This window comes from Streptomyces sp. NPDC049915, from assembly GCF_040656475.1.
Classification (GTDB): Bacteria; Actinomycetota; Actinomycetes; order Streptomycetales; family Streptomycetaceae; genus Streptomyces.
In genome coordinates, this window is sequence record NZ_JBFAMH010000004.1 from 490,903 (window position 1) to 507,384 (window position 16,482).

Annotated in this window: 16 protein-coding genes and 1 rRNA gene; 10 read left to right on the forward strand and 7 right to left on the reverse strand. The window is 71.1% G+C overall.

Annotation, left to right across the window (positions count from 1 at the left end):
* Nucleotides 1–30: 30 nt before the first annotated feature.
* Complete coding sequence (locus tag AB0J12_RS09665; RefSeq protein ID WP_363263693.1) at nt 31–879, reverse strand: hypothetical protein; 849 nt, start codon at nt 877–879, stop codon at nt 31–33.
* Between the two features lie 143 nt (nt 880–1,022).
* Here AB0J12_RS09665 and AB0J12_RS09670 point away from each other — a divergent pair, with 143 nt between their 5' ends.
* Both AB0J12_RS09670 and AB0J12_RS09675 read left to right on the forward strand, forming a co-directional pair.
* On the forward strand, nt 1,023–1,190 hold the full coding sequence (locus AB0J12_RS09670; protein ID WP_363263694.1) for a hypothetical protein: 168 nt from the start codon (nt 1,023–1,025) through the stop codon (nt 1,188–1,190).
* A gap of 79 nt (nt 1,191–1,269) precedes the next feature.
* Nucleotides 1,270–2,826, forward strand: a complete 1,557-nt coding sequence (locus AB0J12_RS09675) for an FAD-binding oxidoreductase (RefSeq protein WP_363263695.1) — start codon at nt 1,270–1,272, stop codon at nt 2,824–2,826.
* Nucleotides 2,827–2,841: 15 nt separating this feature from the next.
* Here AB0J12_RS09675 and AB0J12_RS09680 read toward each other — a convergent pair whose 3' ends face one another.
* The 4 genes from AB0J12_RS09680 to AB0J12_RS09695 all read right to left on the reverse strand — a co-directional run bounded on the left by AB0J12_RS09680 (nt 2,842) and on the right by AB0J12_RS09695 (nt 6,930).
* On the reverse strand, nt 2,842–3,549 hold the full coding sequence (locus AB0J12_RS09680; protein WP_363263696.1) for a phosphatase PAP2 family protein: 708 nt from the start codon (nt 3,547–3,549) through the stop codon (nt 2,842–2,844).
* A 221-nt stretch (nt 3,550–3,770) separates the two neighbouring features.
* Nucleotides 3,771–4,778: an NlpC/P60 family protein gene (locus tag AB0J12_RS09685; protein ID WP_363263697.1), complete on the reverse strand. Its 1,008-nt coding sequence runs from the start codon at nt 4,776–4,778 to the stop codon at nt 3,771–3,773.
* Between the two features lie 139 nt (nt 4,779–4,917).
* Nucleotides 4,918–5,688 carry a trypsin-like peptidase domain-containing protein gene (locus tag AB0J12_RS09690; protein WP_363263698.1) on the reverse strand — a complete coding sequence of 257 codons (771 nt, stop codon included), beginning with the start codon at nt 5,686–5,688 and terminating at the stop codon, nt 4,918–4,920.
* 333 nt (nt 5,689–6,021) lie between these two features.
* Complete coding sequence (locus AB0J12_RS09695; RefSeq protein ID WP_363263699.1) at nt 6,022–6,930, reverse strand: oxidoreductase; 909 nt, start codon at nt 6,928–6,930, stop codon at nt 6,022–6,024.
* Between the two features lie 89 nt (nt 6,931–7,019).
* Here AB0J12_RS09695 and AB0J12_RS09700 point away from each other — a divergent pair, with 89 nt between their 5' ends.
* From AB0J12_RS09700 to AB0J12_RS09730, 7 genes are all read left to right on the forward strand, one after another.
* Nucleotides 7,020–7,622 carry a TetR/AcrR family transcriptional regulator gene (locus tag AB0J12_RS09700; RefSeq protein WP_363263700.1) on the forward strand — a complete coding sequence of 201 codons (603 nt, stop codon included), beginning with the start codon at nt 7,020–7,022 and terminating at the stop codon, nt 7,620–7,622.
* A 361-nt stretch (nt 7,623–7,983) separates the two neighbouring features.
* A complete protein-coding gene (locus AB0J12_RS09705) occupies nt 7,984–8,292 on the forward strand; it encodes a hypothetical protein (RefSeq protein ID WP_014673544.1) in 309 nt (102 codons plus the stop codon).
* Nucleotides 8,293–8,475: 183 nt separating this feature from the next.
* Entirely contained in the window at nt 8,476–9,309 is an 834-nt protein-coding gene (locus AB0J12_RS09710) for a hypothetical protein (protein WP_363263701.1), read from the forward strand.
* Complete coding sequence (locus AB0J12_RS09715) at nt 9,299–10,636, forward strand: hypothetical protein (RefSeq protein ID WP_363263702.1); 1,338 nt, start codon at nt 9,299–9,301, stop codon at nt 10,634–10,636. Before AB0J12_RS09710 ends, AB0J12_RS09715 begins: the two co-directional genes overlap by 11 nt.
* On the forward strand, nt 10,633–12,189 hold the full coding sequence (locus tag AB0J12_RS09720; RefSeq protein WP_363263703.1) for an SCO6880 family protein: 1,557 nt from the start codon (nt 10,633–10,635) through the stop codon (nt 12,187–12,189). Before AB0J12_RS09715 ends, AB0J12_RS09720 begins: the two co-directional genes overlap by 4 nt.
* Nucleotides 12,190–12,203: 14 nt before the next feature.
* The gene (locus tag AB0J12_RS09725; RefSeq protein WP_363263704.1) at nt 12,204–13,619 is read left to right on the forward strand and encodes an ATP-binding protein; all 1,416 of its coding nucleotides are present in this window, start codon (nt 12,204–12,206) and stop codon (nt 13,617–13,619) included.
* 21 nt (nt 13,620–13,640) lie between these two features.
* The gene (locus tag AB0J12_RS09730; protein ID WP_363263705.1) at nt 13,641–15,107 is read left to right on the forward strand and encodes a type VI secretion protein; all 1,467 of its coding nucleotides are present in this window, start codon (nt 13,641–13,643) and stop codon (nt 15,105–15,107) included.
* A gap of 28 nt (nt 15,108–15,135) precedes the next feature.
* Here AB0J12_RS09730 and AB0J12_RS09735 read toward each other — a convergent pair whose 3' ends face one another.
* Nucleotides 15,136–15,699 (reverse strand): GNAT family N-acetyltransferase, encoded by a 564-nt coding sequence (locus AB0J12_RS09735; protein ID WP_363263706.1) that lies wholly within the window; start codon nt 15,697–15,699, stop codon nt 15,136–15,138.
* An 82-nt stretch (nt 15,700–15,781) separates the two neighbouring features.
* On the opposite strand from AB0J12_RS09735, the gene AB0J12_RS09740 reads away from it, so the two are divergent.
* Nucleotides 15,782–16,330, forward strand: a complete 549-nt coding sequence (locus tag AB0J12_RS09740) for an isochorismatase family protein (RefSeq protein ID WP_363263707.1) — start codon at nt 15,782–15,784, stop codon at nt 16,328–16,330.
* Between the two features lie 57 nt (nt 16,331–16,387).
* Here the strand turns inward: AB0J12_RS09740 and rrf are convergent.
* A 5S ribosomal RNA gene (gene rrf, locus AB0J12_RS09745) occupies nt 16,388–16,482 on the reverse strand; the annotation flags it as partial.

Sequence of the window (16,482 nt, forward strand, 5' to 3'; positions counted from 1 at the left end):
CGCGCATGGCACGGAAGGGCTAGTCCTCGGCTACTCGGCGATCCGCCCGTCGTAGATGTCCGCACTCCTCGGCAGTCGTACGGCGACGGGGACACCGAAGTCGTACAGCAGCGTCGTCGAGGCGACCGCCACGGCGTCCTTCTTCTGCCCGTTGACGAAACTGAACCGGTGCCGGATCTTGCGGATGCGGCCGGCGTCGTCGAGATAGACGTCGAACGGCACCAGCGCGGTGGCGAACCCTTTCGCCGCGGCGCGCAGCGCGTCCCGGTCGGCGGGGACCACGGCGCTGCGCGCGGCCGCGGCCAGGTCGGCGGTGCCGCGGTAGTGCCGCACCGGCGTCCCCGCGACCTCGGTACGCCCCACATAGGTCGCGGTGCGCGTGCCGCGCAGCACCTCGGCGGCGGCGAACGGGTCGGTCGCGCCACCGGTGACGAGGTTGCCGTCGGAGACCTGGGCGGTCTCCACCCGCACCCATTTGTCGGCGGGCACCCCGGCGCCCCGGTTCTTCATGAACAGCGCGCCCGGAGCGAGCAGTTCCGTGATCGGCCGGTGCTCACCTCGCCCCGCCGGGTCCTGCGGCAGGATCACCCGCAACTGCCCCAGCCGGCGCCGGAAGTCGTAGACGCCCTCGCCGCGGATCGTCACGCGGGTGCCGCCGGTCGCCATCTCCATCGCCGTGCGCGCCTTCGAACTCCCGCCGGCCTCCAGCCGGTCCGGCGCCTGCCGGAGCAGCCCGACGGCCTCGTCGGCGCCCCGGGCGTCCTCCGCGGCGGCCCCGCTGCCGGAGCACCCCGCGGCACCGGCGCACACGCACACCATGACCCCGGCCGTGGCGAGTGCCCCGCCTGTATGCCGCCAGCGCTGCCGCCGCTGTGCCATCGCCTGCCTACCCCCAGCCGGTACGTCCGTCGTGGGCCGCCTGTCGTTCCGGTTAACGACGGGTAGGTGGAGCCGTCACGGCCCGGGAGCGGGGGCCGTCACCGTCCGACGGGCCGTTAACCATCCCCCGCTACGGTGGAGACGTGACCCAGCAGGACGGTCCTTCGTCGACCCGCCAGGAACACCACACGACCACCGTCGAACAAGGCCGCTTCTGCCTGGCCCGCTGCACATGCGGCTGGCGCGGCCCGGCGCGCCGGGCCCGAAGCCAGGCCAGAACCGACGCGGAGACCCACGCGAACGCGCCGTGACCGCACGGCCACGAGGGAACCCCGCGCGCCTCCACCCCGTCCCCACCCACAGAAAGCCCCACGGGACGGAGACCCACACATGGACCGGCGCACCTTCCTCGGCGGGACCGCGGCCGCGGTCACCACGGCGACCACGGCCGCCTGCACGGGCGGCACCGAAGCGGACGGCACCAAAGCGCAAGCGGCGGCCCGCTCCTCCAGCCTCCCGCTGAAAACCACCGCCGCCGCCCCCGCCGGCCTCACCGCCCTCGCCCGGGACCTCGACGGCACCCTCGTGCGCCCCGGCGAGGCCGCCTGGGCGGCCGCCCGCCAGCTCTACAACACCCGCTTCGACAGCCTGAAGCCCACCGCCGTCGCCTATGTCGCGCACGCCGACGACATCCGCACCACCCTCGCCTACGCCCGCGCCCACCACCTCACCGTCGCGATCCGCAACGGCGGCCACTCCTACGCCGGCTGGTCCTCCGGCGACGACCGCCTGATCCTCGACGTCTCCAAGCTCAACCGGGTCCGCGCCTCGGGCACCACGGCGGTGGTCGGCGCCGGCGCCAAACTGATCGACGTCTACCGCGGCCTGGCCGCGAAGGGCGCGACGATACCCGCCGGTTCCTGCCCCACCGTCGGCGTCTCCGGTCTCACCCTCGGCGGCGGCCACGGCGTGGTCTCCCGCGCCTACGGCCTGACCTGCGACAGCCTCACCGCCGCCACCCTCGTCACCGCGGACGGCCGCCAGCTCACCGCCGACGCCAAGAACCACCCCGAGCTGTTCTGGGCCCTGCGCGGCGCGGGCAACGGCAACTTCGGTGTCGTCACCGAACTGCACTTCCGCACCCACCCCGCCCCGCAGGCCGTGACCGCGTACCTGAGCTGGCCGTGGTCGAAGGCGGCCGCGGTGGTGAGGGCATGGCAGGAGTGGGGCCCCGCACAGCCCGACGAGATCTGGTCGTCGCTGCACCTGGCCAACACCTCCGGCGGCACCCCGACCGTCACCGTCTCCGCCTTCTCCCTCGGCACCTACGGCGAGTTGAAGAACGCCGTCGACCGCCTCGCGCACAGCGCCGGCGCGAACGCCCTCAGCGTCTCCCTGCGCCGCCGCTCCTACGCGGAGGCGATGGAGATCTACGCCGGCTGCTCGGCCTTCTCCGCCGACGCGCAGTGCCACCTGCCGGGCGCGACGCCGGGCCGCTCGCCGCAGGGCCTGCTGCACCGCGAGACGTACGCGGCCCGCTCGGACTTCTTCGACCATTCCCTGTCACCGGCGGGCATCCAGGCCCTGCTCGCGCAGATCAAGTCGGTCCGCGGCGGCACCGGCAGCTTCGCGCTGACCGCGCTCGGCGGCGCCGTGAACCGCGTCGCCCCGACCGCGACGGCCTTCGTGCACCGCCGCTCCCGCATGCTGGCCCAGTACATCGCCGCCTGGCGCGCGGGCACGCCCGGTACGACGTCCCAGTCCTGGCTGGCGAGCGCGCACGGCGCGATGCGGCCGTACGCCTCGGGGGCGGCGTACCAGAACTACACCGACGCGACGCTGCGGAACTGGCGCACCGCCTACTACGGCGACGCCGCGGCCCGCCTGGCGCAGGTGAAGAAGACCTACGACCCGAACCGCTTCTTCACCTTCCCGCAGGCCCTGTAGGGGCCCGGCGACCGCTCAGGCGGCCAGGTCCCGTTCCTCGCTGCCGGCCTGCTGCCCGGAGCGCGCGTTCGGGATCAGCGCCTCCTGCCCGCCGGCCGGCCGCCGCCGGGAGCGGATCAGCCATCCGGCCCTCGACCGCTCCACGGCCTTGGCGAGCGGCGTCAGCAGCGCCGTGGCGAGCGGCGACAGCAGCAGCGCCACGGCCGTACCGAGGGCGAAGCCGCCGATGACGTCGGTCGGGTAGTGCACCCCCATGAAGACACGGCAGAAACCTTCGAGGAGGGCGAGTGCGATGCCGGCGAGCCCGAAGCGGCGGTTGGTGACGAACAGGGCGACGCCCATGGCCATGGTGAGGGTGGCGTGGTCGCTGACGAAGGAGAAGTCGTTCTTGCCGGAGACGAGGACGTCCAGGCCCTGGTGGTCGGTGAAGGGCCGCGGCCGCTGCACGAAGCCGCGGATCGGGACATTGACGAGGACGGCGATACCGGCCGCGAGCGGCGCCCACACCAGCCCGGCCACCGAGGAGGCGGCCTCCTCACCGCCCCGGCGCCGCACGGTCCACCAGCACCACAGGACCAGCAGGACCATGGCGAGCAGCAGCCCGTACTCGCCGACGAACTCCATGACCCGGTCGAACCAGTGCGGAGCGTCCTTGGCCAGGCCGTTGATGTCGTAGAGCAGGTCGACGTCGGGGTTCGACCCGGATTCGGCGAGTCCAGCCATCGTGCTGCGGCCCCTTCGTCGTTGTCCCGGACGCACCTCGCGTGCGCCGCTGCTGCCCACCCCCGTGGTGTGTAGACCCGCTTACGTCAGACGCGCGCTCGACTACGTCAACAGGAACGCACGGCCCCTGTTGATACGTTCCACCCTCCACCGAATGATCACGCAGACGTTATCGAAGAGAGACTCATCACCGCAGCTCAGGGGATGGCTTCACAGACGGTTCACACCGAGGTGGGGAGCGCTTTCGCGCCATCTTCGGTGACCCGGGTGGCCCCGAAGTAGTCGCCCGTGTCGATCGGGTCGAACCGGATGACGGCCCCGGTGCGCGGTGCGTCGATCATGTACCCGCCGCCGACGTAGATGCCGACATGGTGGATCTGCCGCGAGTCGGCCGGATCGTGGGAGAAGAACACCAGGTCCCCCGGCAGCAGTTCGTCCCGCTTGGGGTGCGGCCCCGCGTTGTACTGGTCGTTGGCGACCCGCGGCAGGGTGATGCCCACGGTCTGGTAGGCGGCCTGCGTCAGCCCCGAGCAGTCGAACCGTCCGCCCTGCTCAGGCGTACCCTCACCACCCCACAGATAGGGCGTGCCTAGCTTCTTCTGAGCGAAGTAGATCGCGCCGGCGGCCTGTTTGGAGGGGTCGATGCGGCTGACGGGCGCGGCAAAGCTGTCCTCCAGCGTGGTGATCGTCCTCACGTAGTTCTGGGTCTCCTTGTACGGCGGCACACCCCCGTACTTGATGACCGCGTACGCGCCCGCGTTGTAGGCGGCGAGCATGTTGTGCGTGGCGTTGCCGGGGACATCCTTGACGTACGTGGAGAGTTCGCAGTCGTACGACGCGGCCGATGGAATCGCGTCATTCGGGTCCCAGATGTCACGGTCGCCGTCGCCGTCGCCGTCGATGCCGTGCGTCGCCCAGGTGCCGGGGATGAACTGCGCTATCCCCAGTGCCTTCGCCGGGCTCCTGGCGGACGGATTGAACCCGCTCTCCTGGTAGAGCTGGGCGGCGAGCAGCGCGGGGTTGAGCGCGGGGCACAGATTGCCCCACTTCTGCACGAGGGTCTGGTAGGCGGCGGGCACCGCACCCTTGGCCAGCGCCCGGCCGGCTCCGCCGACGCCGTTCATGAGGTTCCCGGCGACGACGTACACCCCGACGACGAGCAGCAGCACGAAGCTCACTCCTGCCGCGGCGGCGCCACCCGCCCAGAGCCACGCCTTACGCACCGTCAACCGCCCCTCACCGACCGGGAGTCCGCCCGCGCCAGTTTAGGAGCTTCCCACCCGGAATCCGCCGCAACCGGAGCTCTCGTGGGTGGGGCCGCTTACATTGGCCGAGACAGCGCCGCCACTGTGACCCCGACCTGACGACTCAGGGCAGGCCCACCGCGTCCCGGTACGCCTCCGCCGCCTCCCTGCCGAGGACCACGCTGTAGGACACGTCGTCCGTGTCGCCGCCGTCCTCGTGGCCGCCTAGGACGCCCACGACCTGTCCGTCCCCATTGACCCAGGGGCTGCCGCTCGTGCCGGTGCTGAAGCCGGGGCAGACGATCCGCTGCTGCGTACGGCTGTGCGCCGCCGGCTTGTTGGTGCACACCACCGGCGCCTCCTCCTCGTCGGGGTACCCGGTGACGGTGACCGCGGTGGCCCCCGTCGTCGTACCGGTGACGAACCGGTTGGCGCCGACGACGTCCTCCACGTGCTTGCCGCCCCGCGGCGCGAGCACGGCGAAGGCCACGTCGCTGTCCTCGCTGCGGCCCGCCTCCCACCCGTCCGGCAGCAGCATCCGCTGCACCGGCCACACGCCGTAGGGCGCCTTGCCGTACCGGTAGCCCGGCACGAACACCAGGTCGGTGTCGCCGTCACCGCCCAGGCAGTGCGCGGCCGTGACGATGAGGTCGCGGTGCGCACTGTGCACGACGGAGGCGGTGCAGAAGTGACCGCCCGTCCAGTCGGCGCGGTCGGCGTGGAAGAGCGCCCCGATCCGGGCGCTCGGCGGAGTGGGTGCGGCCCGCACGGTCACACCGAGGGGGCCGGGCCCGGCGTCCGCGGCGGCGACGGAGGAGGAAACACCGGCCAGCAGCACGAGCACGCCGAAAAAGGCGCGTCTGCGAGGGCCCACGGAGCGTGAGGAGCGCTTCATCGGCGACCACTGTGGCGGACGAAGGTGAGAAAATCGTCAGACGCGCGGCAGCGGCGGCTGCACGCATCGCGGAAACCGCGGAGCTCCGGCCGGACCGACCGGGACACCGATGACGACGCCGACCACGACAACGGCCATGACAGGGCTGCCTCCGTCCTTCATCGCACCGACACCGCACCGCTTGCCCCCGGGCGGCCCCGTCAACCTCCGGCGTCCGCCCGGCGCGGCAGCCCCACGCTACGACGCCGGGCCGCACCGCGACACCCGAACGGCGCCACCCCGGTGAAAGGCGGCTCAGGCGTTTTGGGCGGCCGCCGCCGGGAACGCCGCCGGTCAGCCCCGCCGCACCGCCGCTGGGAACGCCACCCCCGTCAGCTCCTCCGACGCCGTCCACAGCCGCCGTGCCGCCGCCGGGTCGCTCGCCGCCGCCGAGCGGCCCACCAGGGCCGGGGCGCCGCGCAGCTCGCCGAGCCCGTCGGGGCCGACGTAGCTCGCGCCGGGCAGGTCGGCCACCGCCGCGTACAGGGTCGGCAGGGCGCCGGCCCGGTCGTCCTGCGCCAGGAGGCGGTTGCCGGCCTGCATGAGAACCCGTGTCACCGGGTTCGCGGCGTGGCTCTGCAGATTGGTCGCCGCCCAGCCGGGATGGGCCGCGAGCGCGCGCACGGGGGACCCGGCCTCGGTCAGGCGGCGCTGGAGCTCCAGCGTGAAGAGCAGGTTGGCGAGCTTGGACTGGGCGTAGGCGCGCTGCGGGTTGTAGCGCCGGTCCAGGTTCAGGTCGTCGAAGTGGATCGCCGCCCCTGGCCAGCGGTGCGCGCCGGATGCCACCGTCACCACACGGTCCGTGACGTGCGGCAGCAGCAGATTGGTCAGCGCGAAGTGGCCCAGGTGGTTGGTGCCGAACTGGGTCTCGAAGCCGTCCTTCGTCCGGCCCTGCGGCACCATCATCACGCCCGCGTTGTTGACCAGCAGGTCCAGCGGACCCTCCCAGCCGGCCGCGAACTCCTTCACCGAGGCCAGATCCGCCAGGTCCAGCCGGCGCACCTCGGTACTGCCGCGCACGGTCGCCGCCGCGGCCCCGCCCCGCTCCTCGTCCCGCACCGCGAAGACGACGTGCGCCCCGGCCCCGGCGAGCGCGCCGGCGGCCACGAGGCCGATGCCGCTGTTGGCGCCGGTCACCACGGCCGTACGCCCGGTCAGATCCGGCACTGCGGACACGTTCCACTTGCTCTGCCTGTCAGCCATGCCCCCAATGTAGGCATCGCCAACAATGCTGTCAATGACAACAAGGCTGACGGCGCCAACAATGCTGCTCCTGACAACACCGGGATACGATGACCCACATGCCCGCAAGCCGCCCCTACCACCACGGAGACCTGCGCGCCGCCCTCCTCACGAGCGCCGAACGCACCCTCCGCGACAAGGGCGCCGGCGCACTCTCGCTGCGGGAACTCGCCCGCGACATCGGCGTCAGCCACGCCGCCCCGGGCCGGCACTTCAAGGACAAGCAGGCCCTGCTCGACGCCCTCGCCCTCACCGGCTACGAACGGCTCATCCGGGCCCTGCACAGCGCCGACACCCCAGGACTCCCCCTGCCGCAGCGTCTGGCGTCACTCGCCCACGCCTACCTCGGGTTCGCCATCGACAACCCCGCGCTGCTCGAGCTGATGTTCGCCCGCAAACACGAGCCGGACGCCCAGCTAGCCGACGCCGTCGAACGCTCCATCGGCTCCCTCACCCACCTGGTCGCCGATGCCCAGCAGCGCGGCGAACTCGTCGCGGGCGACCCCGAGCGCATCACCATGGTCATGGCCGCGAGCCTGCACGGCCTCGCCGCCCTCGTCGCCAGCTGCGCGCTCCCCGCCCAGGAGGCCCTCGACGGCCTGGACGACCACGTCCACCACCTGCTGCACGGCCTCACCCCGCGCCGGCCCTGACCCTGCGTCACCACGCCCGCCGCACACGGGCCCACCGCGCCCCCTTCCCCCGGCCGGAGATAGCCTTCACCCTCGGAACAGTGACACGACCGCTCACCCGATCAACCGTCAGAAACGGCCCAGGTCACAAGAGGGCACAACGACGGAACCACACCACTGGTTCCGCACCGGCCTCATTGCCCGGCGTGACCCGTCGTGATACACAGAGTGACCATACGACTCTTCGCAAGCTGTTCGTACGAAACCCGCCAGCGAATGACGCCAAGTCGACATACGACAGCGGCATCGTCGGCGAGAATGAGGCCTGACCTCTGCACACCGCAGGGGACTGCGGAACTACCCAACAGGGGCGGTGACTTACATGCTCTTTGCGGCCGACAAGGGAGACATCAACACCATCATCGGCGGGATCGCTCCGGACTGGGGCCCGTTCGGCAGCCTGGGCAACGAAGCCAAGGTGATGATCGAGGTGGTGATGGCCGTCGCCATCCTGCTCTGCCTCGGCATCGCCGTATGGGGGGCCGCCAAGCAGCGTATCGGCGCCACCGCCCTGCGGGACACCTTCAGCGCCGAACAGGGCAAGGGGCTCATCATCGCCGGGCTCACGGGGGTGTTCATCATCGGCTCGCTCGGCACGCTGTTCACGATCGTGTACGGCATGGCCGTGTAGCAGGCGCGCCGCCCGTACCCCCCTCCCGTCCCACTCACCTGTCGTGCCCACCGGCTGAGGTTGCGTCTCCCTGATGTCGAGTCACCACACCGCGCCCGCGCGGGAACCAGCACGGCTACCGTCGTACTCCTACGCGTTCCGGTACGAGGTGTTCTTGAACGACGTCGAGGGGGCGTACGCGGCATGAGTCTCGGGGACGAGCACGACGCGGCCGGTGGCTACGGCGGCAGCGGCCAGACGCGGACACGGCTGCCGGACCGCTCCGGCGACCCCTACGGCGGGGCGCGCCGCCCCGGCCGCCGCTCCTCCTCACGGAGCATGGTCACGGTGGTCGCGGTGGTGGTCCTCCTCATCGCCGCCATCGCCTTCGCCAACCGCGGCGGTGACGACACGTCACCCGACCGCGCAGCGGGCAACAAACCCAAGTCGGCCCCGACGTCCGCGACGGGCACGAAACCGGTCCGGACGAACACCTCCGGCATCCCCACGGGCTTCGCCCACGACCAGCAGGGGGCGCAGTCCGCTGCCGCGAACTATGCGGTCGTGCTGGTTTCAGCCGACATCCTCATGCCCACCCGGCGTGCGGAGATCGTCCAGCGGGTCTTCACCGCCGACAAGCAGCAAGGCCTCGAGGCCAAGTTCGACCAGGCCTACTCCAAGGACTTCCTGAACAGCATCGGCCTCGATGAGGACGGCAACCCGGCCGCCGGACACACGTACGTGTCCCGCACGGTGCCGATCGGCACCAAGGTCACGAGCTACACAGGCGCGGCCGCCACGGCCGACGTGTGGTGCACCGGGCTCTACGGTCTGGCAGGTGAGAACTCGACCAACCCCGTCACCAGCGACTGGTTCACCATGACGCTGCAGCTGCGCTGGGCCGACGGCGGGTGGAAGGTCGACAGCTTCTCTCAGAAGAAGGGTCCCGCGCCCGTCCCCGGCGACGACAAGGCGTCCAGCGCCGACGAGATGGCCAAGGCGGTCCAGGAGTTCGGAGGGTTCACTTATGCCCGGTAGCCCACGCCGCGTCCTCAAGGTCGCCGCCGCGCTCACGGCCGTACAGACGACGGTCGTGCTGCTGGCCACGCGCGCCCTGGCGGCCCCCTCCCCTACGCCCTCGCCGTCCGCCACCAGCAGCAACTGCGACCTCATCGTCGGCCCCGCCAAGGACTACTGCGAAAAAGGCAACGGCGCAGCCCGCGGCGGCCGCTCCGTAACCCCCGACCCCACCTCCGCCCTCGACCCCCTCTCCTCCCTCGCCAAGGGCTGTGCCGAGGCCGCGTCCTGGACCGTCGACAAGCTCAGCGCGGCCGTGAAGGAGACGGCCACCGTCGACTTCACGAACCAGAAGTTCCTCCAGCAGTACGCCGTCGTCTTCGCCGCGTCGACGATCCTCACGCTGCTCCTGTGGCTGCTGGCCGTGGCCAAGCGAGCCGTCCGCGGCGTGCCCCTGAGCACCGCGATCTCCGAAGCCGTCGGCTTCCTCTGGCTCACCGTGCTCGCCTCCGCCTTCACGCCGCTGATCCTCTACACCGTCGTCTCCGCGGCCGACGGCGTCAGCGACGTGCTCGCGAGGACCACCGGCGACCAGGCCGACACCTTCTTCGGCACCTTCTCCGCCGCCCTGAAGAAGGGCGACAACATCGGCGGCGGCCCGATCATGCTGATCGTCGTCTCCCTGGTCAGCATCCTCGCCGCCGGCGTCCTGTGGCTGGAGCTCGTCATCCGCGCCGCCCTGCTCTACGTCGGCGCCCTGCTCGGCACCGTCGTCTACTCCGGCCTGGTCGACAAGAACATGTGGGGCCACGTCCGCCGCTGGGCCGGCATCATGATCGCCGTCATCCTGATCAAGCCGGTCATCGTCATCGTGCTCGGCCTGGCCGGGGCTCTGTCCTCCGGCAACGGCCCCGACGCGTTCTCCGCCGTCGTCTCCGGCCTCGCGATCATCCTGCTCGCCATCTTCGCCTCGGCGATGATCTACCGCTTCGTCCCCGGCTTCGGCGACGAGATCGCCAACTCCCGCAACAACCGCATCATGCAGGGCGCCGAAGGCAAGGCCGCCGCCGTCATCAGCTCCCCGGCGAGCCTCGTCGCCCAGGGCATCAAGACGCACAGCACCCGCGCCGACAGCAACGGCGGCCAGTCCGCGTCCAGCACTCCCCGCCAGGCCAACCCCGCCTCCGGCGGCGTCGCCGCGCACAGCGCGCGCACCTCGACCGGAGGTGGCGGCGGAACTGTCCCCTCCGCCGCTCCCCCGCCCCGCGCGAGCAGCCCGGTCAACACACCGCACGCCAGCAACACCCGCAACAGCAGTACCAACCGCACGGGAGGTGAAGGGCGTTGACGACCGAGTCCCACGTGTCCCATCCGGTCACGCCCCGCCGTACATATCTGATCGGCCGCGCCCGGCCGAACGCCATCGTCGGCCGCAACCGCGAACCCGGCGAGCTCGCGCTGATCATCATCGGCGCGTTCCTCGGCATGATGTGCGGGCTCCTCGTCCCCGTCCTGTCCCTGCGCATCCTGCTGCTGATGGGCTTCCCGCTGCTCGCGCTGGCCGCGGTGTACGTGCCGTACAAGCGACGCACGTTCTACAAGTGGTTCGAGATCAACCGCAGCTACAAGCGCACCCTCAAGCAGAGCGCCACCTACCGCTCCGGCGTCGTCGAGGCCGGCACCCGGCTCGACGGCAAGGAGATCGAGGTCGGCCCGCCACCCGGCATCGGCCGGATCAACTGGCTCGCCGCCCCCTTCGGCCCCGACGAGATCGCCGTACTCCTGCACGCCGACCGCAGAACCGTCACCGCCGCCATCGAGATCGAGGGCCCCGGCGTCGGCCTGCGCGACAGCGAGGACCAGGAAGCCCTCGTCGACCGTTTCGGCACGCTGCTCAAGCACGTCGCCAACGGCGACGGCTTCGTCACCCGCCTGCAGATGCTCGCCCGCACCCTGCCCGCCGACCCCGACGCCCACGCCAAGGACGTCGCCGTCCGCGGCGACGACAAGGCCCCGCGGTGGCTGCAGCAGTCGTACGACCAACTGCAGTCGATGGTGTCCACCAGCAGCGAGCAGCACCGCGCCTACCTGGTCGCCTGCATGCACTACACCCGCGAGCTGGCCGCCGAGGCCAACGCCATGGCCCGCGCCGCCCGTGCCCACGGCAGCAAGGTCGACCGCGACGCCGGCCTCGCCGTCGTGATGGCCCGCGAGCTGACCGACATCTGCTCGCGCCTGCAGGAGGCCGACATCCGGGTCCGCCAGCCCCTCGGCCAGGGCCGGCTCGCCTCCCTCATCCACTCCATGTACGACCCGGACCACCCGATCGACCACATCCAGGCGATGACCAAGCGCAACGCCTGGCCGGCCGAGCTGGACGCCCGCGAGCCCACCTTCCTTCAGGCCAAGACGCGCGAGTCCTCCACCCGCGCCCCCTGGTGCCACGCCACCGCCTGGGTCAAGGAGTGGCCGATGACCCCGGTCGGCGTGAACTTCCTCGCGCCCCTGCTCGTCCACACCCCCGACGTCATCCGGACCGTCGCCGTCACGATGGACCTCGAACCCACCGAGGTCGCCATCGAGCGCATGCTGACCGAGAAGACCAACGACGTCGCCGAGGCCTCCCGCGCGGCCAAGATGAACCGCACCGTCGACCCGCGGGACATCGCCGCCCACAACCGCCTCGACCAGCGCGGCGAGGACCTCGCCAGCGGCGCCGCCGGAGTGAACCTGGTCGGCTACATCACCGTGTCGTCCCGCTCCCCGGAGGCACTCGCCCGCGACAAGCGCACCATAAGGGCCTCGGCAGGAAAGTCGTATCTGAAGCTGGAGTGGTGCGACCGCGAGCACCACCGCGCCTTCGTGAACACACTTCCGTTCGCCACCGGCATCCGAAGGTAGGGGCTGATTCGCCGATGCGGGATCCGCTGTCCGTCCTCACCGACGCCTTCACGTCCTTCCTCTTCGGGAAGGTCGAGACGACCCGGCTGCCCGTGCGCACCTCCACGGGCCAGGCCCAGGCGGTCTACCTGCCGACCGCCGCCCCCGGCCTCGGCGACTCGGGCGTGATCATCGGCCGCGAGGTCTACTCCGGGAAGGGCTACATCTACGACCCGTTCCAGCTCTACGGCCAGCAGCTCCCGGCGCCGCACTGGCTCGTCCTCGGCGAGTCCGGCAACGGCAAGTCGGCCCTGGAGAAGACATACGTCCTGCGCCAGCTGCGCTTCCGCGACCGCCAGGTCGTCGTCCTGGACGCCCAAGGCGAGGACGGCGTCGGCGAGTGGAACCTGATCGCGCAGCAGCTGGGGATAACGCCCATCCGGCTCGACCCGATGGCCGCCCTGGACCACGGCATCCGCCTCAACCCGCTGGACCCGGCGATCACCACCACCGGCCAGCTGGCTCTGCTGCGCACGATCGTCGAGGTGGCGATGGGCCACGGCCTGGACGAACGCTCCGGCTTCGCCCTCAAGGTCGCGCACTCCTACGTCAACGAGACGGTCGTCGACCGCCAGCCGGTCCTGTACGACATCGTCGAGCAGCTGCGGCACCCCGAGCCGGAGTCCGCCGAGGCGATGAACGTCGCCATAGACGACGTACGGGCGTGGGGCCTGGACGTCGCCCTGGTGCTGGACCGCCTGGTCGACGGTGACCTGCGGGGCATGTTCGACGGCCCGACCACGGTCGGCATCGACCTCGACGCCCCGCTGATCGTCTTCGACCTCTCCCACATCGACCGCAACTCCATCGCCATGCCCATCCTCATGGCGATCGTCGGCGTGTGGCTGGAACACACCTGGATCCGCCCCGACCGCAAGAAGCGCATCTTCCTCGTCGAAGAGGCCTGGCACATCATCAACAGCCCCTTCGTGGCCCAGCTGTTCCAGCGCCTGCTGAAGTTCGGCCGCCGTCTCGGGCTGTCCTTCGTCGCGGTCGTCCACCATCTGTCCGACGTCGTCGACGGCGCGGCCGCGAAGGAAGCGGCGGCGATCCTGAAGATGGCCTCGACACGCACGATCTACGCCCAGAAAGCCGACGAGGCACGGGCCACGGGCCGCGTCCTGGGCCTGCCCCGCTGGGCGGTGGAGATCATCCCCACGCTCACCCCCGGCATCGCGGTCTGGGACGTCAACGGCAATGTCCAGGTGGTCAAACACCTGATCACCGAGGCGGAACGCCCCCTGGTCTTCACCGACCGCGCGATGACCGAGTCCTCCCTCGACCACGACGCCCTGCGCGCCGCCGAGCTGGAGGCCGAGGAACGGGCGGCGGCGTTCATGGAGGAGCACCTGGCCGACGTGGACGGCTCGTCCGAGTCGACGGTGGCCTAGGCACGGAAGGACGGCGCAGCCATGAGACCGGGTGACGAGCGCGACGGCCGCCGGGACAACCAGGGCGGCATCCCCGACGGCCTCCTCGTCGGCATACTCGCGTTCCTGCTCGGCATGACCCTGCTGGTGTGGACGGCGACGGGCCTGGCCGGCCTCTTCTCCCACGGCGCATGGCCGACGGCGGTCACCTTCACCCGTACGCCGTCGGCCATGCGCCACCTGATCGGGCAGCCCCATGACGTCCCCGGCGCCTGGCCTAACACTCCGGCCGGCGAACTCTCCGGCTACGGCCTGTTCTGGGGCCTGTTCATCGGCCAGCTGATGGTGCTGTTCGTCCTGACGATCTTCGTCATGGGCACGGTGGCCCGCTGGCGTGCGGGGCGGGCCAGGCGCCGGACGCAGCTGGTGGCGGTGCCGACGACGCCGACGCAGCCGGACGCACACGAGGTTCCCGCCCCCAGGACGGAACCGGAACAGCCGCAACCACTGCCCCCCGTGGAAGCGCGGCCCGAACCCGGCGGCTCGCTGCCCCACGGCACACCGGTGACCGGCTGGGAGGCCCCCGAAGGCCCGGTCCACTACGCCCCCCGGGAAAACCGCCTGATCACAGCCGTCCAAGCGGTGCGCGACGCCGAGGGCCCCCTCCTGGTCGTCACCTCGAACCCGGCCGTCTGGCAGGACACCAAGGACGCCCGGGCCAAGCTGGGCCCCACCCACCTCTACGACCCGGCCCACCTGTGCGACACGCCGTCCCGCCTGCACTGGTCCCCCACCACCGGCTGCGAGGACAAACAAACGGCGAAGGACAGGGCCACCGCTCTTCTCGCCCCGGTCCGCCCCACCTCCCGCCTGGACCAGGCGGTCAGCGACACCGCGGAAACCCTGCTGCGCAGCTACCTGCACGCCGCCGCCGTCGACGGCCGCACCCTCCGCCACGTCCACCGCTGGTCGCAGGGCACCCAGATCCAGGACGCCGTCCGCGTTCTGCGGACGAGCCCGAAGGCCGCCGCCGGGTCCGCGGGCGAGCTGGAGGCCGCGCTCACCGCCCACCCCGACCGCCGCGACATGGCCCAGGAACTGCTGACGCGGGCCCTGTCCGCCCTGTCCACGGTGAACATCCGGGAAGCGTGCACTCCCAACCGAACTGATGCGCTCGCCTTGGATTCCTTCGTACACGAAGGGGGCAGTCTCTATGTGGTGGGCGAATCCCTCGAGGATCCCAGGACAGACCCGGGCGCGATGCCCTTCCTGACGGCCCTCGTCTCGAGCGTGGTCGAGCGCGGCCGGCGCATGGCCGAACGGTCATCCTCCGGTCGGCTCGACCCACCATTCACGCTCGTCCTGGACGACATCGCCGCCGTGGCCCCCCTCCCTCAGCTCCCCGAGCTGCTGGCCCGCGGCACCGATCAGGGTCTGCCGACCCTGGCCCTGCTCCGCTCCCGCGAACAGGCCCGCTCCCGCTGGCCGCACGACGAACTGCCGGTGTGATGACCGGGCGGGCCGGGCCGACCGAGCGTCAGCCCCGCTCCAGCACGAACTCCAGCTCCGTCTGCTCAGGCGCCCCCGGCAACGGCACGGTCAGTCCGCTCGGCACGAACCCGGCCTTGCGGTAGAAGCCCTGCGCCCGTTTGTTGTCCTCGTGCACGATCAGCCGCAGCCGCTCCAGACCGATTCCCCACGCCCACTCCAGAGCCGCGTCGAACAGCGCCTTCGTCAGCCCGGACCCACGGTGTTCGGGCCGCACATAGACACCGACGACATGCCCCTGCCGCCGTTCCACGGGAAACCCGGCCCAGTCCGTCGTCCCGGCCTCCTCGACGAGTACGGTCACCGAGCCGGCCCACTGCCCGTCAGCGCCCTCGGCGACGAACTGCCGGGCCCCGGTGCCTCCCTCGCCGGAGCCGGCCGCCCGCTCCTGCCAGAACGCGTCGGACCGCTCCGCGGCCTGCTCATAGGTCTCGAGAAACGCGAGGTGCGCGAGCGGGTCCCGCAGGGCGGCCAGCCGGAGCTCCTTCACGGCGGGCCAGTCCTCGGCACGTATCGGGCGGATGGCGAGATCATCGCTGGTCAGGGAATCCATGCGGTCACGGTAGCCAGCGACGGGTGGTCCCACACCTCATATTCGACCGCGGTTGTCAGTGGGGGCACCTACTGTGATGCCCATGACGACTCTGCGCGACAGACCGAACACCGCACTGCTCATCATCGACGTCCAGAACGGCGTGGTGGACCAGGCCCCCCACCGGGACGCCGTGGTCGCGAACATCCGCACCCTCACGGAGCGGGCCCGCACGGCCGCCGTCCCGGTGATCTGGGTGCAGCATTCCGACGAAGAGCTGGAGTACGGCAGCAAGAGCTGGGAGTACGTCCCGGAGCTGGTCCGCCGCGACGACGAACCGCTCGTCCACAAGAAGTACGGCGACTCCTTCGAGGACACGGACCTGGAAGCCGTGCTGGCGGAGTACAAGGTGGGCCGGCTGGTGGTCGCGGGCGCCCAGACGGACGTCTGCATCCGCTCCACCCTGCACGGCGCGATCGTCCGCGGTTACGACGCGACCCTGGTCGCCGACGCCCACACCACGGAGGACCTGACCAAGTACGGGGCGCCGGCCCCGGAACAGGTGATCGCGCACACCAACCTGTACTGGCAGTGGCACACGGCCCCCGGTCGCAAGGGTGGGACGACGACTACGGAGGAACTCACCTTCTGAGGGTGCCGGAAACGCAGAAAACCCCGCACCGTAAGGTGCGGGGTTTTCCCAATGATTGTTCGGCGGCGTCCTACTCTCCCACAGGGTCCCCCCTGCAGTACCATCGGCGCTGTAAGGCTTAGCTTCCGGGTTCGAAATGTAACCGGGCGTTT

Bases quoted from the DNA above. Each gene is read 5' to 3' on its own strand.
- AB0J12_RS09665 (WP_363263693.1), bottom strand. From the start codon at position 879: ATGGCACAGCGGCGGCAGCGCTGGCGGCATACAGGCGGGGCACTCGCC.
- AB0J12_RS09675 (WP_363263695.1), top strand. From the start codon at position 1,270: ATGGACCGGCGCACCTTCCTCGGCGGGACCGCGGCCGCGGTCACCACG.
- AB0J12_RS09680 (WP_363263696.1), bottom strand. From the start codon at position 3,549: ATGGCTGGACTCGCCGAATCCGGGTCGAACCCCGACGTCGACCTGCTC.
- AB0J12_RS09690 (WP_363263698.1), bottom strand. From the start codon at position 5,688: ATGAAGCGCTCCTCACGCTCCGTGGGCCCTCGCAGACGCGCCTTTTTC.
- AB0J12_RS09695 (WP_363263699.1), bottom strand. From the start codon at position 6,930: ATGGCTGACAGGCAGAGCAAGTGGAACGTGTCCGCAGTGCCGGATCTG.
- AB0J12_RS09700 (WP_363263700.1), top strand. From the start codon at position 7,020: ATGACCCACATGCCCGCAAGCCGCCCCTACCACCACGGAGACCTGCGC.
- AB0J12_RS09705 (WP_014673544.1), top strand. From the start codon at position 7,984: ATGCTCTTTGCGGCCGACAAGGGAGACATCAACACCATCATCGGCGGG.
- AB0J12_RS09710 (WP_363263701.1), top strand. From the start codon at position 8,476: ATGAGTCTCGGGGACGAGCACGACGCGGCCGGTGGCTACGGCGGCAGC.
- AB0J12_RS09715 (WP_363263702.1), top strand. From the start codon at position 9,299: ATGCCCGGTAGCCCACGCCGCGTCCTCAAGGTCGCCGCCGCGCTCACG.
- AB0J12_RS09725 (WP_363263704.1), top strand. From the start codon at position 12,204: ATGCGGGATCCGCTGTCCGTCCTCACCGACGCCTTCACGTCCTTCCTC.
- AB0J12_RS09730 (WP_363263705.1), top strand. From the start codon at position 13,641: ATGAGACCGGGTGACGAGCGCGACGGCCGCCGGGACAACCAGGGCGGC.
- AB0J12_RS09735 (WP_363263706.1), bottom strand. From the start codon at position 15,699: ATGGATTCCCTGACCAGCGATGATCTCGCCATCCGCCCGATACGTGCC.
- AB0J12_RS09740 (WP_363263707.1), top strand. From the start codon at position 15,782: ATGACGACTCTGCGCGACAGACCGAACACCGCACTGCTCATCATCGAC.